We start from the raw sequence: 23852 nt of genomic DNA on the forward strand, positions 1-23852 counted from the left end.
AGATCGCAGCCTTCGGCAGCTCCTACATTGGGAATCGCGTTCACCCTGTAGGAGCTGCCGAAGGCTGCGATCTTTTGATTTTTGCTTAGAGCAACCCATCACTCTCGGGTAACTCATACTCCGCCGCGACCTTGCCCAATGCACTCGGCTTGCCCGGTTTACTCAAGGTCGGCTCCTTCTCCAGGCATTCCACCAGATAATCGATAAACACCCGCAACTTCGGCGGCAGGTATCGGGTCGGCGAATGCAGCAACCAGGCGCCGCCGTGGTAGGACGCCAGGAAGGTCCAGTCCGGCAGCACCTGCACGATCAAGCCCTGCTCCAGCGCATAACGCGCGGTGAAATACGGCAGGCTGCCGATGCCGATGTGTTGCAACACCGCGCCCAATCGGACGCCGGTGTGATTGGCGGCATAACGCCCGCGCACACCGACCGTCACGGCTTTGGTGCCTTTCTTGAATTTCCAGCGCGCATCGCTCGGGGTTTCGCCCAGGTAAATACAACTGTGATTGAGCAAATCATGGGGATGGGTCGGCGTGCCGTGTTCGGCCAGGTACTGCGGCGTGGCACAGAGCATATGGTCGATGGTCAGCAGTTGCCGCCCTACCAGCCCGGCGGGTGGCCGATCAGTAATGCGAATCGCCAGGTCGACATTGTCGTCAATCAAATCCACCTGACGATCTTCGAGCATCAACTCCACATCCACCTTGGGATAACGCCGAAGAAATTCGGGCATATGCGGGTGTATCACAAAGCGCCCCACCGCCTTCGGCACGCTCACGCGTATCAGCCCTTCCGCTTCCTGGGTGAACTGGCCGCTGATTTCCATCACCGATTTGGCCGCGCTGACCATTTCCTGGCAACGCTTGAACACTTCTTCGCCACCGTCGCTCAAGCGCAGTTTGCGCGTCGTTCGTTGCAGCAGACGGGTGGCGAGCGCCTTCTCCAGACGGGATATGCTGCGACTGACCGCCGAGGGGGAAGCGCCGAGCTGGCGCGCAGCCTCGGAGAAACTGCCGGTCTCGACAACCTTGACGAAAATCGCCATTTCACCGAGCAATGGCAGTGGAAGATTTATGCTCACAGCGCAACAGTCCTTTGAGGTTTGAACGGATTATCACGCAATTCCACCCTTCATATAATAAAAAACAGACATTCTGATAAGGGCATGGAATATGACGCTTCGCCTCTTTTTCCATAGTGATGACCTCAAGGCCAACGTGGAAGTCCTGGAGTGTTCGCCCCATGAGAACGAGTTTGCCGTGGTGCTGCGCGCCACGTTGTTCCATCCCCAGGGCGGCGGGCAACCCTGCGATACCGGCTGGATCGGCGAAAGCCAGGTGCTGCGCGTGGTACAGGACCCGGACCGGATCATCCATTTCGTCGATCATCCGGTGAAGCTCGGCATGAGCCAGATTCGGGTCGATGAACAACGTCGCCAGTTCAATAGCCGCATGCATTCTGCCGGCCACCTGATCGGCCATTTTGTCCAGGCCTTGGGCTGGATGCCGATCAAGGCTCATCACTGGCCGGGCGAAGGCCGGGTGCAGTTCAAACCGACGGATAGCGCACAAGAGGTTGATGGCGCGATCCTCCAGCACGGTATCGCGCAGTGGATCGCCGAGGACTTGCCGCGCCTGACGTCGTTGCGCGAAGGCGCCCGGGAAATTGGTTTCGGTGAACTGCCCGCCTATGGCTGCGGCGGCACCCATGCCCGTAGCCTGAAGGATTTGGGCACGGTCACCATCGCGTCGCTTTCACAGAAGAAAGGAACGCTGTCAGTCCACTACAGCATGGACTGAACAGTTGGGCGATGTCATCGCCTGACGCCGGGGAGCGCGCACTCGCGGGCTCCGTTGACTCTCTGATAGATGGACCTAAGACATGATGCTTGACGTCGAGCGTCTCGATGAGACGTGCATAAAAAAACTGGCCAACGAAGAAGTCCTCGCCATCCGCGTCAAAGGCTTTCTGCCCCGGTCGCTGGCGATTCAGATCGGCGACAAGATCCTCGCCCCAGGCTTCGAGGGTTACATCAACGCGCCGAGTATCGGTCGCATCGGCATGGCGTTTTATGAAGCGGAAAACCAGCCGCTGCTGATCGAAGATTACTTCGAGCGTGCCACCCGCAACATCGCGGAATTGCGCAACCGCTGCGCACCCTACGCGTCCCCGGTCGACACCCTGCGCTGCCTGCTCGACGAATCCTGGCCGGCGGGTGCGCACCTGGAAAATCTCTACGGTCGCAAGATGTACGTCGGGCTTTCACGGGTAGTGAAACCCGGTGTGTGTTTTCTGGCCCATCACGACATTTTCGCCAAGGATGCCCCGGACAGTTTACAGGCGCGAAGTCTGGAGTCGCAGTTCGCCTGCAATGTTTACCTGAACATGCCGATCGAGGGCGGCGCGCTGCAGATGTGGGACGACGATATTTCCCCGGAGCAGTTCGATGACATGCGCGGCGACAGTTACGGCATCGATCCGTCCGTGCTCGGCCCGCCGACCCTGGAGATTCGTCCAGATCCGGGGGATTTCATCATGTTCAATTCACGCCGCATGCACTCGGTGACACCGGGCGTGGCCGATCCGCGCTTGAGCCTTTCATTCTTTGTCGGCTATCGCGGCAATGCTTCACCCCTTACCTTCTGGAGTTGAAATGCAGCTTTCGAATTACCTGGGCGAGTTCCTGGCGCTGGCAACTATCCACTTTCTGGCCGTCGTCGCACCCGGACCGGACTTTGCGGTCACCATCCGCCAGAGCGTGCGTTTCGGTCGATGGGTGGGCATCTGTACGGCACTGGGCATCGGTGCGGGCATTTCCGTGCATGTGCTTTACACCCTGTTCGGCGTCGGCGCATTGATGCACACCACGCCTTGGCTGTTGACCGTGGCCAAGGTCGTGGGCGGCGCCTACATTCTGTACCTCGGCATCAGCCTGTTGCGCAGCCAACCCAAATCTGTGCTGGAAGGTGAAAAAGATGCAGACGAACCGATGGTCGAGCAAACACTGCTAAAAGCGTTTACCACCGGGTTTCTGACCAATGCCACCAACCCCAAGGCGACACTGTTTTTCCTGGCGATCTTCACCACGATCATCAGCGCCACGACACCGCTCAAGATTCAGGCGCTATACGGAGTCTGGATGTGCTTCGTGAACGCACTGTGGTTTGTCATCGTTGCGCTGTTCTTTTCAAGCAGCAGGGTGCGGTTGCTGTTCATGCGCCTGGGGCACTGGTTCGAGCGGAGCATGGGGGTGATCCTGATCCTGTTTGCGGGGCGGTTGATTTTGTCGATGTAATAACCCTGGCCATGCAAAAGGCCCGCTCAGTCAGAATGGCGGGCCTTTTTGTCGCATGAGATCTGAATGATCTACGGCGCAGCTAACGCTGCGCAGACAATCTTCTAATTCCGCAATTCTGGATTATTGTGGTCAGCGTTAAACCTAACAGCCCCTGATAAATTATTAAATAATTCGAGGCGACTACCCTGAACATCCCCTCTTCCAGCTTCAATCGCCTTTACAATTTCTTCGGCCGTAAAATCTGTAGAGGACTGGTAATAAGCGTGTCCATTTCTACCACTAACAATGACCTCATCCAGACTCAACACCAACTCCTCAAACTTTTCCGGAACTGTTAGACTCTGATAGGCGTCCTCATGATACGCCGCAAGCGTTCTCCACGCCCCACTTGGCGGCACATCTCCCAACTTTATATTTCTTAATGCTGACTCGTACCTCGAGAGCATCCCGACATTACTGGTAGCCTTATCAACAGCAAGAATTGTTAGCGAAACATGGTAATTATTTTCCTTGCACGCCACTGCTAGGTTTAGCATTCCGTCACTCGTACTATTTATAGACTCCTGTATTACCATATTCAGTCTTTTCTCAAATCCGTGAGCTCTTAAACCCTCAACCAAATAACGTGCTGGCTCCTTGCAGCCTGGTACGGTTCCTGGATAACCTTTTGATGCTTCTTCAGTATAGCCAGGTACAAACTGTTTTAGTTCATCATAATCGATAACCAGACAATCCCCATCAAGCTTGGCCGAAATGTTATTCGTGACGGTTGATTTTCCCGCCCCCATTTGACCGGTTATTATGTATACCACCGGTTCTTCCTTTGGATTTGCATTGCCTGCAAGTTTTTCGATGGCGTTAGCCAACAGCTGTTTCTTTCCTTCATCACTCAGCGGTTCAACTTTCCTGGGATCCGCCGAAACAGGTACTTGTCGAAGCTCGTGAAAGCTATTACTTCGATTCAATACAGACACAACCTTCTCGGGTAAATTACCCTCACGCTGTTCTTGTCCCGAAATAGCCCTAGTTAACGGTGCGCTTATCGCATCGAGGGAAACACCCATAGCTTTCGTCTCTTGCATAACTGCTAATTGAACTTATATTTATCAACAGCATTAAAACCGCGTCAAGCAATCTAAACAGCCAACATAAGTCATTAAGTTTCTGAAATATCACGTATCAAACTTATGTAAAATTTCAACTTTTAAGCCACATATGAATGGAATTCAATTAATAATCATCAAGCTTATTCATTTGACTGCTGATCTAGATCTCTCCACACCGGCCATTCTATGTAGCAAAAGCCTGGACTTGATAACGAGCAGGCCTTGTTCAAAGACCCCTAGATTGCTACCAACGAAGAAAAGCGTCGCAAGCGGCCGCTACGAGCGTTAACGGAACACAAAGAATCTCGCTCAGTCGGACTGGCGGCCTTTTTTTACGGCAGGAAGCCAAATCCTGCGCACACAAAAACGCCGCTCAATGAGCGTAATACCGTTCAGTTAAGGAAATTGTAGGAGCGAGCTTGCTCGCGATGGACTCAAGAGCGCCGCGTTTAGCCAGTAAACACGCGTTATCGTTAACAACCATCGCGAGCAAGCTCGCTCCTACAGTGGACCCCATTCACTTAACTGAACGGTATTACGCTCAATGAGCGGCGTTTTTGTTAAATATGGAGCGGGAAACGAGACTCGCATCTGGCGTCCTACCCATTGAAATCCAAGGGGTTTCTTTTATTCCTGAAGCAGGAATGGACTCAATTCCGGACGTGTTTTCAGTGTGCATCAAGAGCAAAGATGGAGTGATTCCAGGCAACGCTATTGGGTTCTGCTCATAACCAATTGGAGAATGTCATTAATTTGATGGCATCCATTACGCAGGTTCGCGAATCACTTCTTGCTGGCGGGCTGCGCAGCTATCAAGGAGTCAGTAATGTCTTCTTGTGCTCTCCCTCGGCCAATCAGCCAGCGTTGAAATGCCCGACATTGTGCTTTCTGCAGAGTATTAGGGTGCCAACTCAGGTAATACGGCGAGGGAAGAGGCATGGCTCGCTGCCAAGGAATGATCAAGCGCCCTTCGTCGATGTCACGGGCAATCATCGAAAACTGCGCCAGCACTATTCCTTGGTGATCGATGGCGGCTTGAATAGCCATGCTGGACGAAGAAAAGCTACGACGTATGACAATCGTCTGCTCGACGGTAGCGCCTTCCAGCTCAAACCATTCGGCCCATGAGGGGGGGGAGTCGAATTTCGGCCGCGAATCGATACGGATAAGTGGGTATTGGAGCAGGTCACCAGCGTGACCCACATTGCCTGGATGGCCTAAAAGCGTCGGTGAGCATGCCGGCACCACACAATCTCGGAACAGTACAACGCTATGCCCGGCATATTGGCCAGATTCGCCATAGCCGATACGAAAATCGGCGTTTTCCTCCTCTGAAGTATCCGCCAGCGTGCCATCTAGATAGATGTCGAGATCACCATCCTCATGCTGCCATTCGTAGGTGAGAGGCGCCAGCCACTTGGTCATGAGAGAAGGCAGGCCACTGACATACAAATTGTTGGGGTTTTTCGACCGCTCTACTTCAGAAACGGCGGCTCTCAACTCTTCAAATGCTATAGAACACCGCGCATGAAAACGCTGGCCAATGGCGTTCAGCCGCAAGCGCTGTCCCTCCTTGACTGTCAAGCTCATGCCCAGCGCCTCATCAAGCAACTTCATCTGCTGACTCACGGCGCCCACAGAAATGTTCAATCGCTTTGCGGCTTGGGATACACCGCCACAGTGACCGACGGTTTCAAATATTTGGAGGGCTCGCAAGGGCGGTAAGCGACTCATGGCGATGCGAAGGTCTCGAAAGCATTTTAGGTTTAGAAATTCTAATAAAACTGACAGAAATTGCCATATTTTCTTCACACCCAATTCGCTTTAGCCTTCTCCCACGCTCAATCGAGCGACGGCCTGGCCGGTCCAGCCCCCCTCAATCATTTCGTTTCTCGGGAGTTCGCAATGAAAGCTCATCCTCAACAGATCACTCAGGTAGTCCTCGGCGATAGAGAGCCCTCCATCGAAGAGTTTGTCGCGGTAGCCCGTTATTCGGCCAAGGTGTCGTTTTCCGAGACCTACAAGAACCGCGTGAAAAAGTCCCGTGGCCTGGTGGAGCGTTTCCTCGATGAAAATCGCCTGGTCTATGGGGTGACCACCGGGTTCGGCGATAACGTTCGGCATGTGATTTCTGCGCAGAATGCCAAGGAACTCCAGGTCAATATCGTGCGCTCCCACGCCGTCGCCGTGGGCGAGCCGCTCAAGCGTGAGCAGGTTCGTGCGATCCAATTGATGGTTCTGATCAGCCTTGGCAAAGGTTTTTCGGGGGTGCGCCTAGAGTTGCTGGAGCTGATTGCTGCGCTGCTCAACAACGAAGTCGTGCCGTTTGCGCCTGGCGAGGGTTCGGTGGGCTATCTGGCCGTCGAGGGGCACCTGGCCTTGGTCCTGCTGGGCGAAGGCAAAGCCAGGGTCAATGGCGGCGAATGGGTGGATGGCGCCACTGCACTGGAACAGGTCGGCCTGCAACCGACGGACCTGCAGTGCAAAGAAGGCCTGGCCATGCTCAATGGCACCATGTCGGTGACCGCCATCGCCATTCTGGCCCTCTACAACGCCATGCAGACCGCCTCGCTGGCCGACGTCACCGCGGCCCTCTCCCTTGAAGCGCTGAAGGGCACGATTCGGGCCTTCGACCCGCGTTATCACTCGATCAAGGCACACAAGGAGCAGGCGCAAACCGCCAGGGATATAAAGGCGATGCTGCATGACAGCCAACTGATCGCCGAAAACATCGACTACCGGCTTCAGGACGCCTACAGCCTGCGCGCCATTCCCCAGGTGCATGGTGCTTCGAAAAGATTCATCGATCACGCACGGGAAAATATCGAGAACGAAATTCACTCCTCGGGCGATAACCCGATCATCTACCCGCTTGAGGACGGCGACGGCATTGCCATCTCAGGCGCCAACTTCGACGGCAGCTACATCGGCATGTCAGCGGATTCGTTGTGCGTGGCGCTGGCCAACCTGGCGAAGATTTCCGAGCGCCGTATCGACCGCATGGTCAACTCGCACTTCAGTGAAATGCCAGCCTTTCTGGTGCGCAACCCAGGCCTGAACAGCGGGTACATGATCCTTCAATACACCGCAGCTGGCCTGTATGCGGAAATGAAGGCGCTGTCATTCCCTTCCTCTGTCGACAGTTTCTCGACCTGCGCCAACCAGGAGGATCTGGTAAGCCTGGCTTATAACGCCGCCATCAAGGCCTACAAGGTTTCCGAAAAGCTGGAATCGGTGCTGGCCATTGAGTTGCTGGTGGGTTGCCAGGCCCTGGACTTCCATGACGTGCACAAGGCTTCCAGCGTCACCAAGGCGGTTTATGACCTTGTGCGTAGCCGCGTACCGGTCGCCGACCATGACCGTGCCTTCTATTCGGACATGGTGAGTGTCACCGAACAGGTCCGTAGCGGCGAAGTACTGGCCACGGTACAGAAAATCCTGAAGTAAACAGGTGTACGCCAAGGCCATCCTTCGGCTGTTTCGTTGCATCTCGACGACTGAAGGATAGCCTTGTAGCCGAGCCTGGATCTGTATGGGTGCTGTCCAGTGCCGCGCGTCCCTCCCCCCCTCGCCACCACATGCATTCGTTCCAGTTGTTTCCCATCGCGCACCAATATCTCCCAAACTGTAACCGAGCGCCCCACCGTGGCGCAATTTCATGCTCAAGTAACAGTCGTGACACCGCGACAAAAACCCTGCGAAAAAAACGTCTCCCGCCAAACCCTTGTATCAAGCGCGTTTCAGCAAGTCCCAAGCTTTGTTGGACGACGAGCCATCAAGTTGGCCGCTTGATTGCATATGCTTGTATGTACAAGTAAACGTGTGTGCACATGAGTTGTCGGGAAAATTGGCGCACAGAACCTGTTTCCGCTTGTGACGGGCCTTCCCGTACACGCTCCCTCGCCCACTGCCCGGGCTGGTTTGGATTGATCGCAGAGGAGTCTTTTTGGTGACTGACATTAAACCTACTAAGTTTCGTGACGTTGAAATCCGCGCTGCCCGCGGTAACAAGCTGACCGCCAAGAGCTGGCTGACTGAAGCGCCGCTGCGCATGTTGATGAACAACCTCGACCCGGAAGTCGCCGAGAACCCTAAAGAACTGGTGGTTTACGGTGGTATCGGTCGTGCGGCACGTAACTGGGAATGCTACGACAAGATCGTCGAAAGCCTGACCAACCTGAACGACGACGAGACCCTGCTGGTGCAATCCGGCAAGCCGGTCGGCGTGTTCAAGACCCACAGCAACGCACCACGCGTTCTGATCGCCAACTCCAACCTGGTACCGCACTGGGCGAGCTGGGAACACTTCAACGAACTGGACGCCAAAGGCCTGGCCATGTACGGCCAGATGACTGCCGGCAGCTGGATCTACATCGGCAGCCAGGGCATCGTCCAGGGCACCTACGAAACGTTCGTCGAAGCCGGTCGCCAGCACTACAACGATGACCTGACCGGTCGTTGGGTCCTGACCGCAGGTCTGGGTGGCATGGGCGGCGCTCAGCCTCTGGCCGCGACCCTGGCCGGCGCGTGCTCGCTGAACATCGAATGCCAGCAGGTCAGCATCGATTTCCGCCTGAACAGCCGTTATGTCGATGAGCAAGCCACCGACCTCGACGACGCGCTGGCCCGTATCGCCAAATACACCAAGGAAGGCAAAGCGATTTCCATCGCTCTGCTGGGTAACGCGGCTGAAATTCTGCCGGAACTGGTCAAGCGCGGCGTGCGCCCGGACATGGTCACCGACCAGACCAGCGCCCACGACCCGCTGAACGGTTACCTGCCGGCTGGCTGGACTTGGGAAGAGTACCGCGCTCGCGCCAAGACCGAGCCGGCTGCCGTGGTCAAAGCCGCCAAGCAATCGATGGCCGTGCACGTTAAAGCGATGCTCGACTTCCAGAAAATGGGCATTCCGACGTTCGACTACGGTAACAACATCCGTCAGATGGCCCAGGAAGAAGGCGTGGAAAACGCATTCGACTTCCCAGGCTTCGTACCGGCTTACATCCGTCCACTGTTCTGCCGTGGCATCGGCCCGTTCCGTTGGGCTGCACTGTCGGGCAACGCTGAAGACATCTACAAAACCGACGCCAAGGTCAAAGAACTGATCCCGGACGACGCCCATCTGCACAACTGGCTGGACATGGCGCGCGAGCGCATCAGCTTCCAGGGTCTGCCGGCCCGTATCTGCTGGGTTGGCCTGGGTCTGCGCGCCAAGCTGGGTCTGGCGTTCAACGAAATGGTGCGCAGCGGTGAGCTGTCCGCGCCCATCGTGATCGGTCGTGATCACCTGGACTCCGGTTCCGTGGCCAGCCCGAACCGCGAAACCGAGTCGATGCAAGACGGTTCCGATGCTGTGTCCGACTGGCCACTGCTCAACGCTCTGCTCAACACCGCGAGCGGCGCGACCTGGGTTTCCCTGCACCACGGCGGCGGCGTCGGCATGGGCTTCTCCCAGCATTCGGGCATGGTGATTGTCTGCGACGGTACTGACGAAGCGGCCGAGCGTATCGCTCGCGTACTGCACAACGACCCGGCTACCGGTGTCATGCGTCACGCCGATGCGGGTTACCAGATCGCGATCGATTGCGCCAACGAGCAGGGCCTGAACCTGCCGATGATCACCGGTTGATCTGTCGGTCAGGGGCACATGGAGATGGGGAAGCTGTCCAGGCTGAAACCATTATGGGTGCGAATTAACCGGCTTAACTGACGGTTGGCTTTTATGGTTTTGTCTTATCCGTACAAGAACTATTGTGCGGACAAGCATTAGAGATTCGGCCTGAGCCGGATCAGTTCGCAACACTCCATTGATTAGGCAGGAAGTATCAAGATGTCGAAGAAATCAAGCTGGTTGGGTTCTGTAGCGCTCAGTGCAATGGTTCTGGCCTGTGCTCCGGCACTGCAGGCCAAAGAGTGGACCTCGGTGAATATTGCAACAGAGGGCGCCTATGAGCCCTGGAACCTGACGCTCCCGGGTGGAAAAATCGGCGGATTCGAACCGGAGCTGATGGATGTCATCTGTCCGCGCATGAAGCTCAAGTGCAACATCGTCGTACAGAACTGGGACGGGATGATCGCCAGCCTCAATGCTGGTAAATTCGACGTGCTGATGGACGCCATTGTCATCAACGAAGAACGCCAGAAGGTCATGGCCTTCTCGGTACCTTACGCCCAGACACCGGCCAGTTTTGTCGCGCTCAAAGCCGATTTGTTGCCGGGCAAAACCGGTGCCGACGCCGCCATCACGCTGGGTAACGATGCCAAGGAAGTACGCGCCGGCGTTGAAGAGCTGCGCAAGGCACTCAAGGGCAAAACCATTGGTATCGCCTCGGGCACGATTTACACGTCCTTCATTGATCAGAACTTCAAGGATGTGGCGACCATTCGTGAGTACGGCAGCTCGGCCGAAGCCATTCTCGATCTGCTTGCCGGCCGTATCGACGTATCGTTCGATGACGTGACCTTTTTCAACTCGGTCATGGACAAGCCTGAGAACAAACCGCTGGTCTTTACCGGGCCGGTCATCAAAGGCCCGATCTGGGGTGAAGGCGAAGCGCTGGGCTTCCGTCAGAAAGACCCTGAGCTGAAAGCCAAGTTCGACGCAGCCCTCAAGGAAGCCATGGCTGACGGTACGATCAAGACACTGAGCGAGAAGTGGTTCAAGGCAGACCTTACCCCTAAGCAATGATTCTGAATGGCCCGGCACCGTAAAGGTTGCAGGGCCTGCTTAAACCTTTTCATAAGTGGGACCCTCTATGAACCTCTTGCAGCTACTCAGTTTCGGTGACTCAGGCTGGGGAATGGCGCTGCTCAAGGCAGCGGGCATGACCGTGATATTGACCCTGGCAGCCCTGCTGGTGGGGGCGGTATTTGGCAGCCTGGTCGCTGCTGCCAAGCTATCCCGCCAGCGCAGTTTGCGCTGGCTGGGAGATCTTTACTCGATACTGTTCAGGGGGATCCCCGAGTTGCTGGTGATCTACCTGTTCTACTTTGGTGGAGCCAGTGTGGTAACAGCGGTTGGCCACTGGTTCGGCGGTGAAGGCTATATCGACGTGCCGCCTTTTCTGGTCGGGGCGTTGGCAGTCGGGCTGATTTCCGGCTCCTATCAGGCTGAAGTCTACCGTGGCGCTTTTCTCGCGGTGTCCAAAGGCGAACTTGAAGCCGGGCTGGCCATCGGCATGACCCGTGCGATGCGCTTCAAACGGATTCTGGTCCCCCAGGTGCTGCGATTCGCGCTGCCCGGACTGGGCAATGTCTGGCAAATGAGCCTGAAAGACTCTGCGCTGATTTCAGTCATCGGTTTGGTGGAATTGATGCGTGCCAGTCAGGTCGCGGCCGGATCCACTCGTCAATATTTCACGTTCTACATCATCGGGGGCGCTGTGTACCTCATTCTCACTGGCCTGTCCGGTCGGCTTTTCCATATGGCTGAAGCTCGCGTGCGCCGTACGCGCCAGCGCAGCCCAGTCTAGTTCGAGTCGGGAGCGACACTTATGATCGATTTTCCGTTCCTCGCGGACACCATGCTCAAGCTTCTGGCCGCACTGCCCACCACGCTGACGCTGTTTTTCAGCTCATTGGTGATCGGCCTGACCCTGTCTGTCGGCATTGTCAGCCTGCGGGTCAGCCGCTGGTGGTTTTTCAGCTACCCAGCGCGGTTCTACATCATGTTGTTTCGCGGTACGCCGCTGCTGATTCAAATGTTCCTGATTTACTACGGATTGGGCCAGTTCCCTGCCATTCGCGATAGCTTCCTCTGGGTACTGCTCCGGTCGCCCTATGGTTGCGCGGTGGTTTCACTGGCCTTGTGTACCGCCGGTTACACCGCCGAAATCATTCGCGGTGGACTGCTCAGCGTGCCACAGGGGCAGATCGAAGCGGGCAAGGCCGTCGGCATGTCGCCGTGGGAATTGCTGCGCCGGATCATTGCGCCGATCACCCTGCGACAGGCCCTGCCGGCCTACTCCACCGAAGCCATTTTGCTGGTCAAGTCCACGGCCCTGGCCAGCCTGGTGACTGTCTGGGACGTCACTGGCGTCGCGCAACAAATCATCCAGCGCACCTATCGCACGATGGAAGTGTTTATTTGCGCAGCCTTGATCTATCTGGTGCTGAATTTCCTGGTCGTCCGTGCCGTCGCCTGGCTCGAGTATCGCCTCTCGCCGCACTTGCGTGAGCGACCAGTCGACGCCATCAAAAAAGCCAGCCCTTCGCTGCCTACCCATTCCTGATTTGATACGGAGCATGCCATGAGCACTCAGCCCGCTTCAGCCTTGTCGGTAACTAACATCCAGAAGTCCTTCGGCACCGCCCATGTCCTCAAGGGCATTTCCCTGGAAGCCCACAAGGGCGACGTGATCTCGATCCTCGGTGCCAGTGGATCCGGTAAAAGTACCTTCCTGCGTTGCATCAACCTTCTGGAAACGCCCGATCAAGGCATCATTAGCGTCAATGGTGAAGTGATCGAAATGAAGCAGCATGCCGACGGCCGCCAGACACCGAGCAACAGCCGCCAGGTCGAGCGCATGCGCAGCTGCCTGGGTATGGTGTTCCAGAGCTTCAACCTCTGGTCGCACATGACGGTGCTGCAAAACGTCATCGAAGGCCCGATGCGGGTTCTCAAACGTTCCCGTGCCGAATGCATTGAGGAAGCAGAAGCCCTGCTGCACAAGGTAGGCCTGTACGATCGCCGCGACTATTACCCAGCGCACTTGTCCGGTGGCCAGCAGCAACGCGTAGCGATAGCCCGCGCACTGGCGATGAATCCACAAGTCATGTTGTTCGACGAACCGACCTCGGCACTTGACCCTGAACTCGTTGGAGAGGTTTTGCGCGTAATGCGCTCTTTGGCTGAAGAAGGCCGCACCATGCTTGTGGTCACGCACGAGATGGGCTTTGCCCGGCACGTGTCAAATCGGGTGGTGTTCATGCATGGCGGCCTGATCGATGTGCAGGGTACGCCAGCAGAACTATTCGAAGGTTTGCCCAGCGAACGCTTTCGGCAATTCGTCTCCAGCCATAATGAGAGAAGTACCGAATAAACATCGCCAAGGCTGCGCGCCTAGGCGCGCAGCCTGCCAGTCCGCTTCAGGCTGGGTGAGAAGCGAAAGAGCACAACCGGCAAAAGCAACTCACTTACTCATACTTTCCAATGAAGCGATCACGTTGGATTTCGCGGATACATCCGCTTCTACAGGTCCGCCTCAACTTTCGAAAGCTGCAACAACCCAATCAGCCTCTGCACATCCACCCGCCCCCGCTTGGCCGCAGGCACAAACGCGCAATAAGCATGCCCCAGCTTCAGTGACGCAGTAGAAAGCGCAATCAAACGCCCCGCCTCCAAATCCCGCTGCGCAATTACCTTCTGCCCCAAGGCAATCCCCATCCCCAGCTTGGCAAGGGTCACCGACAGGCTCGACAACCCCGAGCGGCGGCCATGTGCGGGGTCCGGCGAATAGCCTCCTACTTCGCTGGTGAACCAATCACTCCACGTAGGATGCGACGCATAGTGGGGCCCCCACTGGGTATGGATAAACAAACTTTCGTGAATCTGTGTGAGATCGAAGTCCTTGTTACCGTGCCGATACCAAAGCTCCGGCGCGCAAACCGGCAGCACTTCGTCATGGAACAAGGGGATGGCCTCAAACGAGGGGTAATGATAATCCCCATAGCTGACGCGAAGATCCACGTCATGCCGGGCGAGGTCGACCGGGTCATCTTCCACGCGAACATCCACCGACAGTTGTGGGTAGATCTCCAGCAGCTCTGACAACTTCGGGGCCAGCCAGCATTCGGCCAGGGAAAACGGCACGCTGACAATAAGTCGTGTGCGCATTTCACCTTCGAGTATGCGCACGGTCATCGCGGCAATGTCACCCAGCGCCCGAGAGGTTTGCGGATAGATCGCCAGGCCAGCGTCAGTGAGGGCCAGGCGGTTGCCGTTGCGTACGAAGAGTTTCTTGCCGAAGTAGTCTTCCAGATGGCGAATCTGCTGGCTGACGGCCGCCGATGACACGCCCAGTTCTGCCCCCGCCAGCACAAAGCTGCCCAGCCGTGCGGCGACTTCGAAGGTCCGAACAGCATTGAGGGGTGGTAACCGTTGCATGAACGCGTCTCCCATAAGTTTTACTAGGGGGATCCTAACAATTTGTGCCGTTGTTGCGAAGATTTTCATGGGGTACGTTGGAGCCATCTACAACGAGAGGGTCATCATGAACAACGTCATAGATCTTGAGCGCTATCCACTCGACCGTGAAGGCGGCGAAGAGTGGAATCGCTTGGTTGAGAAGTCCCGCAACGAGCTGAACCTGAACGGCATGTTCAATCTGGAAGGCTTTATCGCAGAGGACAAAGTGCGCCTGGCGGCCGAGCAAATTCAGCCGACCATGAACAGCGAATCCCATACCCACAGCCGCACGCACAATATCTACTTCAAACCGCAGATCGAGGGCTTGGCGGCGGATCATCCGGCATTACGCAACGTCGAGACGGTCAGCCATACCCTGTGCGCAGACCAACTCAAGGGCAGCCTTGTCAGTGACGTCTACGAGTACCCGCCCTTGGTGGCCTTTCTGGCCGCCGTCATGGAGAAGCCGCACTTGCACGTGATGGCCGACCCCTTAGCGCGCGTCAACGTGATGAGCTATCGCCAGGGCGAGACCTTGAATTGGCATTTCGATCGCTCCGAATTCACCACCACGCTGATGCTGCAGGCCCCCGAAGAAGGCGGCGAATTCCAGTACCGCAGCGATTTGCGCACCAGTGATGATCCCAACTACGCCGGCGTGGCCGAACTGCTTGAGGGGCGTGATCCCCAGGTGCAGACACTCAATCTGCGCGCCGGCACACTCAATGTGTTTCGCGGTAAAAACACGGCGCACCGCGTCACCCCGGTCAAGGGTAACCGCGAACGGATGGTGGCGGTTTTCTCGTACTACGAAAAATCCGGCGTGCTGTTCAGCGCTGAGGAACAACTGGGCTTTTACGGCCGAACGGCCTGACTCGTACGCAACACGCTAATAAAAAGGCCCTCGACTCGCCTTATGGCGGTCATTGCTTGCCCCTGCCGATCCTTTTCGAACTCTTTGGGGAAACACATGCATTCCATCACTCGCTTTACCCGAAACCTGCTCGCCTGTACCGCCCTGGGCAGTAGCCTGCTGTTCACTGGCATGGCCGCTGCGAAGGACGGAACAACGGTTCGTGTGGCCACCGAAGGGGCTTACGAACCCTGGAACAGCACACTACCCAACGGCGAGATTGCCGGTTTCGAACCTGAACTGCTGAAGGACCTGTGCGCGAGGATCCAGCTTGAGTGCAAGCTTCAAGCCCAGGACTGGGACGGGATGATCGCGGGGCTTAACGCCAACAAATTCGACATGCTGATGGATGCCGTCGTGATTACCCCGGAGCGTGAGGCCATCGTCGCTTTCTCACAGCCGTATGCGGCCACGCAGGGTGTGTTTGTCAGCTCAACGCCAGCGGTGATTTCAAGCGCCCCGAGTGATGAAGTGGTCAAGCTCAGCGGTGATCAGAACAACGACCAGGCCACCATCGATCAACTGCGCTCGCTGGTCAAAGGTAAGGTCATTGGTATTCAGTCCGGCACGGCTTACACGGACTTTGTGGAGAAAAACTTTAAAAGTGTCGCGACCATCCGGATCTACAAAAAGTCCGGCGAGCACATGATGGATCTGAACGCAGGCCGCATTGATTTTGCTTTCGATGACGTGACGTTTTTCTCCTCCGTGCTGCAAAACCCGGAAAACCAGGCGGTGCACATGGTCGGCCCCAAGATAGGTGGGCCCATCTGGGGCCCGGGCGAGGCCCTGGCGTTCAGGAAGGGTGATGCTGACTTGAAGGAAAAATTCAACCATGCCCTGAGCGCAGCCCTGGCGGATGGGACGGTCAAACAGCTGTCGGAGAAGTGGTTCAAGGCCGACATAGCGCCTTAGGGAAGGCTGCTCGCCACGGCCTGACGAGCCGTGGCGCACTAATGGTCACCGCGACTTCAGGGCGAAGGTGACATCAGCCTGGCCGCTGCAGGCCCGCATATTTAATGGCTGGATCTGAGTATTTTTAGAGGGGGCGCGGCAAAAGCCAAAGAAAGACTTTTCTTTGGACGAAAAAAAATGGACCTCTTTTCAGAGATCCATTTTTTAATGTTTGGAGCGGGAAACGAGACTCGAACTCGCGACCCCGACCTTGGCAAGGTCGTGCTCTACCAACTGAGCTATTCCCGCAAATGGCGTCCCCTAGGGGACTCGAACCCCTGTTACCGCCGTGAAAGGGCGGTGTCCTAGGCCACTAGACGAAGGGGACACGCTAACTGAAACACATGGTGTGTATTTCAGTGCCCAAATCCGCATCCGAAGATAGCGGTTCTGGTTTCACTCAGCGCTGCCCGAAAGCAACACTGCTTAAAATTGGAGCGGGAAACGAGACTCGAACTCGCGACCCCGACCTTGGCAAGGTCGTGCTCTACCAACTGAGCTATTCCCGCATTGGCGTCCCCTAGGGGACTCGAACCCCTGTTACCGCCGTGAAAGGGCGGTGTCCTAGGCCACTAGACGAAGGGGACACACGTACAACATTCACTCCCTACCGCGTTTCGCTGTGTGCTTTACGCTGTAAGTGGCGCGCATTCTATGGATGGATTGAGGGGTCGTCAACCCCCTGATATAAATTTATTTAAATCAATGACTTCGCCCTGCTTTGAGACGCCAATCCAGCTTTTCGGTGTCCCGGTGTTTGACGCCTATATTCTGACGCCTGCCAAGGCGCTATAGTCCATCACGCCAGACATGATGGCAATGTGCACCGCGCACAGCATTACTTACATAAGCAGGAACGCGGCCGATATAGACAGAACCGTAGCCGGTTCAACTCGCCCAGCGGCGCTATGCGCCCTAATGGCAAGCTACTACACTCGCATGCGAACCCTATAAAGAGGTCTTACCGGTGACACCACTCATGATCACCCTGCTAGTCGTAGCCGGGATCGCACTGTTGATCGCCATTGGCTACATGAACCATGTGGTGGAAAACAACAAGCTGGAAAAAGCCCGCACCAAGGTAGAACTCAACGATCGCCTGCGTCGCTGCGGTGAAATCACCGAGACGTTTCCAGGTCAGTTGATGACGCCGGCGCTCAAGCTCCTGCTGACCCGTCTGGAACTGAACGTCTGCCAACGCTTGCTCAACCTGGAAAAGACCAGCAGCAACCTCAGGGCACGCATTGGCGAGCTGACGGCGCTGGCCGCCCAAGGCGAATCGATCCCGGTCAACAACCCGCCAGCGCCGATCCAGACTGAAGCCAAAGCCAAGGATGTCCGCTTCCTGCTCGAAGCGCTGCACGGCCAGATCACCCGCGCCGCACAGGACGGCTTCTTGCCGGCTAATGAAGCCAAACGCTGGGTCCGCGAAGTTCGCCACATCCTGGTCTTGCTGCACATCGAATTCTTCAACAACCTCGGTCAGCAATACCTGCAACAGAACCAGCCTGGCCAAGCCCGCCTGGCGTTCGAACGCGGGGTGCAATACCTGCGCAAACAGCAGGAACCGCAGGTATATGCCGAACAACTGGAATACCTGGAAAAACTCCTGGCGCGTGCCAATGGCATGGTGATGGACAACATCGCGTCGGTTGAAGACGAAGCCAATCAACTGAACTCGGGCCTCAAACAGGTCGAGGCCGATGCGGAATGGAAGAAGAAAGTCATTTACGACTGATCCGCAAAAACAAAGAAGCCACCTGAACAGGTGGCTTTTTTTATGTTGTACCTGGTGGGTATCCGCTCAATAGAAAGATCAAAAGATCGCAGCCTGCGGCAGCTCCTACATTGGAATGCGTTCCCTGTAGGAGCTGCCGCAGGCTGCGATCTTTTAGCGGTTAGAGCCGAAAGTGCCCCACCATCCCCTTCAACTCAATCCCCAGCTGCGCCAGCTCGATACTCGACGCCGCATTCCCCTGCATCGCCAACGATGATTGATCCGCGCTGGCGCGAATACTTGTCACGCTGCGATTGATTTCCTCGGCCACCGAACTCTGCTCCTCGGCCGCTGCCGCTATCTGCTGGTTCATCTGCTGAATCAACGACACCGCCGCCGCAATACTCCCCAGCGCACTCTCGGTCTGCAACGCATCACTCACCGCCAGTTTCACCAACTCGCCACTGCTCTGAATCTGTTGCACCGAAGACTGCGCAGCAGAGCGTAAGGCACTGACCAGGCGTTCGATCTCCTCGGTCGATTGTTGAGTGCGCTTGGCCAGTGCCCGCACTTCATCGGCCACCACCGCAAAGCCCCGGCCTTGCTCGCCCGCCCGAGCCGCCTCGATGGCCGCATTGAGCGCCAACAGATTGGTCTGCTCCGCCACGCTCTTGATGACGCTCAGTACGGTGCCGATGTTCTGGATTTCGGCGCTGAGGCTTTCAATGCTGGAACTGGCTGAGCTGGCCGAGTCCGCCAGTTGCTCGATTCGCGCCATGCTCTGGCGCACGACCTGCTGACCGCTCTCGACCTTACCGTCCGCCGTCTGCGCTGCCTGGGCCGCCTCTTCCGCGTTACGCGCAACGTCGTGCACCGTGGCGGTCATCTGATTCATCGCCGTAGCGACCTGCTCTGTTTCTTCCTTCTGACTGCTGACTTCAAGGTTGGTCTGCTCGGTCACCGCCGAGAGCGATTGCGCCGAACTGGCCAACTGCTCAATACCGGCCTGTAAACCACTGACAATACTGCTCAGGCCCGCACCCATTTGCTGCATGGCCTGCATCAACTGGCCGATCTCGTCACGGCGGGTGACTTCAACCGTCGCACTCAAATCCCCCGCGGCGATCTGTTGAGCCACACGAATCACACTGCGCAACGGCGCCACAATCAACCGGGTAATCACCAACGCTGCAATCAGCCCGACCAGCAAAGCCAATGCCGAAGAGCCGATGATCAGCAGCGAGTTCTTTTTCAACTCCGCCTGCATTGAGAGATCTTCGGCGACGTAAGCCTGATCGACTCGCTCCACCACTTGAGCGGCACGCTGATGCAGCTGCTCATAGACCGTTTTTTCCTGCGCCAGCAGACCGGTGTACTCGGCGAGTTTTTCGCTGAAACTGCCGATGTGGCCTGTCACCTCATTAAGGACCGTCTGGTAACCTTCGTCCTTGACCGTGGTTTTTAACTGCCCGGCCTGGGTCAGCGCCTGGTCGGCCTGCTCGATCTTGCCTTGCCCTGCGCTGTCATCACCCTTGCGGCTCTGGTCCAGGCGCACACGCGCTTCGTTCATGGCTTGCAACATCAACCGTGACACCTGGCCGACTTGACTGGCTTGCTCGAGGAATTGCGAACCGTCCTTGCCCTCGGATTCTTTCAAGGCATAGGCGCCGTCATCGGCCAGTCCGGCCTGCAACACATCGAGGTTATTGGCCACGCTGGATACCGACCAACTGGCCATTTCCAGCGCCAGGTCCTTGGCCTGGCTGAGCGAGACGAACTCGTCAAACGCCTTGCGATAGGCCCCCAGGGACTGCTCGACGTCGTTCATCACCGGCACGTTGGCCGCAGACGCCGCTTTAAGCTGGGTCGCCAGGGCGATCAAACCATCAACGCCCTCGTGCAGGGCATCGGCGGTTTTCGGATTGCCGTGCAAGGCGTATTCCTGCTCAAGCAGTCTCACTTTGAGCAACCCGCTGTTAAGCGACGACATCTGCTTGAGCCCATCGAAGCGATGACTGATGGTTTGCAGGGACCATACGCCGATGCCCGCCACAAGGGCTGTCAGCAGCAACACCAGTACAAACCCGACTCCCATTTTCTTCGCCATACCGAGGTTGGCAAAACGTCCTTGCACGGCCGAAATCATTGCGCTTAGTCCCCTGCCATTGTGAGTTGACGCAGATTCGCAACGGGCCTGTGCCAACACAAGTCTCTGGCGTCGGAATAATGGCAATAAGCTACGTTCACGTCGTTTTCAGAACGCTTTAGGTCGATCCGGAGCGGTGGCCTGAAAAAACGCCCGGGCACGCGGATCACAGGCATAGGCCACATTGATACGCTGCCAGTCGCTGGCCTCACCCGCAGGGCTGAATGCCGTCGCAGACGACAACAAGACACCAAAGCGCCTGGCCTGGGTGCGCACCTGAGCGCCATCGGACATCCGTGATCGCGCCCAGATAAACAGGCCCCCGACAGGCTTGCCGAAGACCTCCCACTCGGCATCTTCGAGCACTTGCAACGCCGCTTCCCTGTCACTGCTCAAACGCTGGCGCTGACGTTGCACCAATTTGCGATAGGCACCGCTAACCAACAGGCATGCGAGCACCGACTCACAAAACCGTGAAGCGCCCATGCTGCTGATCATCTTGACCTCGGCCAGTCGTGAAATAACCTCTGCTCCCGCCACCACAAAGCCGACCCGCAGTGAACTGCTGAGTGTTTTGGAGTAACTTCCGACGTAAATCACGCTGTCATCCAGTGCAGCAAGTCGAGTACCGGGGCCGCTGTGCAAATCGGCATAGACATCGTCCTCGATGACCCGCACGCCATGGGTTTTGGCCAGATGCAGCACTCGCTGCGCCACCAGCGGCGTGAGGCTGCTGCCCGTAGGGTTGTGATAGAAACTGTTGATGAACAACCCGCGAGGCTTGTACTCCAGCAATACCGCCTCAAGCGCTTCAGTGTCCGGCCCGCGCGGGGTTCTCGGCACCGCTATCATTCTGACACTGTGTAGCCGCAGCAGATCGAACAGCAAGGAATAGCCGGGACTTTCCACGACCACGCAATCACCCGGCTTGAACAAGGTGCGCACGATCAGATCGAGCCCCTGACTGGCGCCCGTCGTCGTCATGATGCAACTGTCGTCCACCGCGATATCCAGCTGTTTCAGGCGTTTGAGGATCTGCTCACGCAACGCTGGCAAACCCAGCGGCGTGCTGTAGTTGAACAGACCGACCATGTCGGTACGGGTGACCTGACGGATCGCGTAGCTCAGGTCGTCGGTCTCGCGCCAGCTTTCGGGGAGTCCGCCGCAGCCCAGTTTCAGTTCGCCCAAAAAACGGCCCTGGTTGACCTCTGCGCCCTCGAACCGCACAAAACCCTGTTGATCTTGAGCCGCCAGCGCCGAAGCGGCAACGAAGAACCCCGCCCCATGACGCGGCGCCAGCACGCCTTGAACCACCAGGCGCTCACACGCTTCAACCACGCTGGATTGACTGAGCAAATTGATTCGTGCGATTTGCCGCACTGAAGGCAGTCGTGTCCCCGGTGGTACTTCGCTGCTATGGAGCCAGCGGGTTAACGCGTCGACGATTTGCTGTACGACCGGCACCAATGCCTGTCGATCGATTCTCAACTCCATGAGCAAGCAAATTCCTGTTTGTTTGGCGGGGAACAGTTAATCACAGGAACGCTCGCCAGGATGTGCGACAACGCCGCCAAAACCCACGGTTCTAACCATTTGAAACATAATGCCCGGCGCTTTCATGACCCCCACAAAAAACCCGCACAAATACGGGTACCTGTGCGTAATGCTGTTCACTTAAGAAAGTTTTGGGATTGGGATTGGGTGGGGTACATATCCGTTTCTGCGGTAACGGCTGCTGGCGGTTTCGCTCTTACAGCGAGTCACTTGGAAAAGCCCCAAGTAACCAAGGGCTTTTGCCCCGCCATTCGGTGCCTCGCTAAGGCTCGGCATGCCCTCACTCCGGCATTGCTCCGGGGGCCCGCCGCCATCGGCCATCCATGGCCCAGAGTGTGTAAAAATCCAAGCCAACCCTTGCTATGATTTCCCGGGATTTCATCGTAAGGGTTAGCCATGAAACGCTTCATTCAAGGTGAACACCGAGGTCAAAGTACCTTGCTCCCCGAGAGCCTGGACGATTACGTCAGCGACACCAATCCGGTGCGCGTTGTCGATGTCTTCGTGGATGAGCTCGACCTGATCACCCTGGGTTTTGAAAGCGCGGTCCCAGCTGAAACGGGCCGACCGGGCTACCACCCCGCCGTCATGCTGAAGATCTACATCTACGGCTATCTCAACCGTATTCAGTCGAGCCGACGCCTTGAGCGCGAGGCGCAGCGCAACGTCGAGCTGATGTGGCTGACCGGTCGCCTGATGCCGGACTTCAAGACCATCGCCAACTTCCGCAAGGACAACGGCAAGGCCATTCGAGGCGTTTGCCGCCAGTTTGTTGTGCTGTGCCAGCAACTAGGGCTTTTCTCGGAAAACCTGATTGCCATCGACGGCAGCAAGTTCAAGGCGGTGAACCACCGCGACCGCAACTTTACCAGCGCCAAGCTGAAGAAGCGGATGGAAGAAATCGAATCGAGCATTGCCCGTTATCTGAAGGCACTGGATGCCGCTGATCGTGAAGAGCCCAAGCCCTCGGACCCAAAAAGCGGCGGCCTGGAAGAGAAAATCGCCAAACTCAAGGAGCAAATGAAAGCGCTTCAGGAGATAGAAATTCAAGTTGAGACATCGCCGGATAAGCAGGTCTCGCTGACCGACCCGGACGCCCGCTCGATGATGACGAGCGGTAAAGGCATCGTGGGTTACAACGTACAGACCGCGGTCGATACCAAGCACCACCTGATCGTTGCGCACGAAGTGACCAATGTGGGCCACGACCGTGATCAGCTCAGTTCGATGGCGGTGCAGGCCCGTGAGGCGATGAAACTCGAATCGTTGTCGGTGGTGGCTGACCGCGGGTATTACAAAAGCGGGGAGATCCTTGCCTGCCATGAAGCAGCGATTACCGCGTATGTGCCGAAGACGCAGAGCTCGCGGGCCAAATTCGATGGCCGCTTTAACAATGATGCTTTCATCTACGACGCGGACAAAGACGTGTACGTCTGCCCCGCCAAGGAAGTGCTGACCTGGCGCAACGCTTGCGTCGATAATGGCAAGACGCTGAACAGTTACTGGAGCTCGAACTGTCGGTCCTGCTCGATAAAGGCGCAATGCACACCGGCCAGAGAGCGAAAGGTTCGTCGCTGGGAACATGAAGCGGTGCTGGAGGAGATGCAGGTCCGCCTGGACGAAGCGCCGGAGATGATGAAGATCCGCAAACGGACAGTTGAACATCCTTTCGGGACGCTCAAACAATGGATGGGTGCGACGCACTTTTTGACCCGACGACTTGCCGGGGTGAGCACCGAAATGAGCTTGAATGTGCTCGCTTACAACTTGAAAAGGGTGATGAAAATCCTCGGTGCGCAGAATCTGATGAAAGCGCTGGCGGCCTGAAAAGCCCCCGTTTTGTCTGGTAGACGAGCTGTGATGCGCCGCCAGAGGCCCCTTGATAACGGGCTGGAGCTACGAAAAACGCTTTTGGTTTAATGAGCCAGCCAACACTCGTCGGCGCACGCGCCGACGATGTTTGAGCCCGTTTTTACACACTCTGGGCCGGGGGCGGCTACCGCGGCATCCTTGCCGCGGTGCCCCCTGCGCAACG

The 23852-nt window shown here is 56.8% G+C and carries 19 protein-coding genes, 4 tRNA genes and 1 pseudogene; 13 read left to right on the forward strand and 11 right to left on the reverse strand.

All coding sequences use genetic code 11. The features are described from left to right. Nucleotides 1–85: 85 nt before the first annotated feature. Nucleotides 86–1084 (reverse strand): LysR substrate-binding domain-containing protein, encoded by a 999-nt coding sequence (locus JFU37_RS05770; RefSeq protein WP_201113886.1) that lies wholly within the window; start codon nucleotides 1082–1084, stop codon nucleotides 86–88. 91 nt (nucleotides 1085–1175) lie between these two features. Between JFU37_RS05770 and JFU37_RS05775 the strand changes: the two genes are divergently transcribed. The 3 genes from JFU37_RS05775 (at nucleotide 1176) to JFU37_RS05785 (ending at nucleotide 3298) form a co-directional block, all read left to right on the forward strand. Further along, nucleotides 1176–1802 (forward strand): alanyl-tRNA editing protein, encoded by a 627-nt coding sequence (locus JFU37_RS05775; protein WP_201113888.1) that lies wholly within the window; start codon nucleotides 1176–1178, stop codon nucleotides 1800–1802. A gap of 82 nt (nucleotides 1803–1884) precedes the next feature. Next, the gene (locus JFU37_RS05780) at nucleotides 1885–2655 is read left to right on the forward strand and encodes a 2OG-Fe(II) oxygenase (RefSeq protein WP_201113890.1); all 771 of its coding nucleotides are present in this window, start codon (nucleotides 1885–1887) and stop codon (nucleotides 2653–2655) included. 1 nt (nucleotide 2656) lies between these two features. Beyond that, nucleotides 2657–3298 carry a LysE family translocator gene (locus JFU37_RS05785; protein WP_201113892.1) on the forward strand — a complete coding sequence of 214 codons (642 nt, stop codon included), beginning with the start codon at nucleotides 2657–2659 and terminating at the stop codon, nucleotides 3296–3298. A gap of 104 nt (nucleotides 3299–3402) precedes the next feature. Here the strand turns inward: JFU37_RS05785 and JFU37_RS05790 are convergent, their stop codons facing one another. Together JFU37_RS05790 and JFU37_RS05795 are read right to left on the reverse strand one after the other, a co-directional pair. After that, on the reverse strand, nucleotides 3403–4365 hold the full coding sequence (locus JFU37_RS05790) for a zeta toxin family protein (protein WP_201113894.1): 963 nt from the start codon (nucleotides 4363–4365) through the stop codon (nucleotides 3403–3405). 825 nt (nucleotides 4366–5190) lie between these two features. Continuing rightward, on the reverse strand, nucleotides 5191–6141 hold the full coding sequence (locus tag JFU37_RS05795) for a LysR substrate-binding domain-containing protein (RefSeq protein ID WP_201116420.1): 951 nt from the start codon (nucleotides 6139–6141) through the stop codon (nucleotides 5191–5193). 171 nt (nucleotides 6142–6312) lie between these two features. Here JFU37_RS05795 and hutH point away from each other — a divergent pair, with 171 nt between their 5' ends. The 6 genes from hutH (at nucleotide 6313) to JFU37_RS05825 (ending at nucleotide 13448) form a co-directional block, all read left to right on the forward strand. Continuing rightward, complete coding sequence (gene hutH, locus JFU37_RS05800) at nucleotides 6313–7854, forward strand: histidine ammonia-lyase (RefSeq protein ID WP_201113896.1); 1542 nt, start codon at nucleotides 6313–6315, stop codon at nucleotides 7852–7854. A 502-nt stretch (nucleotides 7855–8356) separates the two neighbouring features. Beyond that, nucleotides 8357–10036, forward strand: coding sequence for a urocanate hydratase (hutU, locus tag JFU37_RS05805; RefSeq protein WP_201113898.1), 1680 nt, complete (start codon nucleotides 8357–8359; stop codon nucleotides 10034–10036). Nucleotides 10037–10330: 294 nt separating this feature from the next. Then, nucleotides 10331–11095, forward strand: a complete 765-nt coding sequence (locus JFU37_RS05810) for a transporter substrate-binding domain-containing protein (protein WP_201116423.1) — start codon at nucleotides 10331–10333, stop codon at nucleotides 11093–11095. 67 nt (nucleotides 11096–11162) lie between these two features. Next, on the forward strand, nucleotides 11163–11879 hold the full coding sequence (locus tag JFU37_RS05815) for an ABC transporter permease (protein WP_201113906.1): 717 nt from the start codon (nucleotides 11163–11165) through the stop codon (nucleotides 11877–11879). A gap of 21 nt (nucleotides 11880–11900) precedes the next feature. Further along, nucleotides 11901–12638 (forward strand): ABC transporter permease, encoded by a 738-nt coding sequence (locus JFU37_RS05820; RefSeq protein WP_201113908.1) that lies wholly within the window; start codon nucleotides 11901–11903, stop codon nucleotides 12636–12638. Nucleotides 12639–12656: 18 nt separating this feature from the next. Continuing rightward, nucleotides 12657–13448 carry an ABC transporter ATP-binding protein gene (locus JFU37_RS05825; protein WP_201113911.1) on the forward strand — a complete coding sequence of 264 codons (792 nt, stop codon included), beginning with the start codon at nucleotides 12657–12659 and terminating at the stop codon, nucleotides 13446–13448. A 149-nt stretch (nucleotides 13449–13597) separates the two neighbouring features. Here JFU37_RS05825 and JFU37_RS05830 read toward each other — a convergent pair whose 3' ends face one another. Then, a complete protein-coding gene (locus JFU37_RS05830) occupies nucleotides 13598–14512 on the reverse strand; it encodes a LysR substrate-binding domain-containing protein (protein WP_201113913.1) in 915 nt (304 codons plus the stop codon). Nucleotides 14513–14618: 106 nt separating this feature from the next. On the opposite strand from JFU37_RS05830, the gene JFU37_RS05835 reads away from it, so the two are divergent. Beyond that, entirely contained in the window at nucleotides 14619–15407 is a 789-nt protein-coding gene (locus tag JFU37_RS05835; RefSeq protein WP_201113915.1) for a HalD/BesD family halogenase, read from the forward strand. Between the two features lie 96 nt (nucleotides 15408–15503). Beyond that, entirely contained in the window at nucleotides 15504–16361 is an 858-nt protein-coding gene (locus JFU37_RS05840; protein WP_201113917.1) for a transporter substrate-binding domain-containing protein, read from the forward strand. A gap of 212 nt (nucleotides 16362–16573) precedes the next feature. On the opposite strand, the gene JFU37_RS05845 is transcribed toward JFU37_RS05840, so the two are convergent. The 4 genes from JFU37_RS05845 to JFU37_RS05860 form a co-directional block, all read right to left on the reverse strand. Next, nucleotides 16574–16649: transfer RNA gene (locus JFU37_RS05845), tRNA-Gly, on the reverse strand. 3 nt (nucleotides 16650–16652) lie between these two features. After that, nucleotides 16653–16728 (reverse strand) — tRNA-Glu (locus JFU37_RS05850). Nucleotides 16729–16833: 105 nt separating this feature from the next. After that, a tRNA-Gly gene (locus tag JFU37_RS05855) sits at nucleotides 16834–16909 on the reverse strand. Between the two features lie 2 nt (nucleotides 16910–16911). Then, a tRNA-Glu gene (locus JFU37_RS05860) sits at nucleotides 16912–16987 on the reverse strand. A 380-nt stretch (nucleotides 16988–17367) separates the two neighbouring features. Between JFU37_RS05860 and JFU37_RS05865 the strand changes: the two genes are divergently transcribed. Continuing rightward, on the forward strand, nucleotides 17368–18138 hold the full coding sequence (locus JFU37_RS05865) for a hypothetical protein (RefSeq protein ID WP_201113919.1): 771 nt from the start codon (nucleotides 17368–17370) through the stop codon (nucleotides 18136–18138). Between the two features lie 160 nt (nucleotides 18139–18298). Here JFU37_RS05865 and JFU37_RS31210 read toward each other — a convergent pair whose 3' ends face one another. The 3 genes and pseudogenes from JFU37_RS31210 to JFU37_RS05875 form a co-directional block, all read right to left on the reverse strand. Continuing rightward, nucleotides 18299–19180 carry a methyl-accepting chemotaxis protein gene (locus JFU37_RS31210; protein ID WP_446739431.1) on the reverse strand — a complete coding sequence of 294 codons (882 nt, stop codon included), beginning with the start codon at nucleotides 19178–19180 and terminating at the stop codon, nucleotides 18299–18301. Then, nucleotides 19160–20263, reverse strand: a pseudogene (locus JFU37_RS31215) (HAMP domain-containing protein); the annotation flags it as partial. The gene JFU37_RS31210 and the pseudogene JFU37_RS31215, both read right to left, overlap by 21 nt. 108 nt (nucleotides 20264–20371) lie before the next feature. Beyond that, a complete protein-coding gene (locus JFU37_RS05875; RefSeq protein ID WP_201113923.1) occupies nucleotides 20372–21757 on the reverse strand; it encodes an aminotransferase-like domain-containing protein in 1386 nt (461 codons plus the stop codon). Between the two features lie 456 nt (nucleotides 21758–22213). Between JFU37_RS05875 and JFU37_RS05880 the strand changes: the two genes are divergently transcribed. Beyond that, nucleotides 22214–23644, forward strand: a complete 1431-nt coding sequence (locus JFU37_RS05880; protein WP_201111875.1) for an IS1182 family transposase — start codon at nucleotides 22214–22216, stop codon at nucleotides 23642–23644. The last annotated feature ends 208 nt before the right edge of the window (nucleotides 23645–23852 follow it).

The organism is Pseudomonas sp. TH41 (assembly GCF_016650695.1).
Taxonomy (GTDB): Bacteria; Pseudomonadota; Gammaproteobacteria; order Pseudomonadales; family Pseudomonadaceae; genus Aquipseudomonas.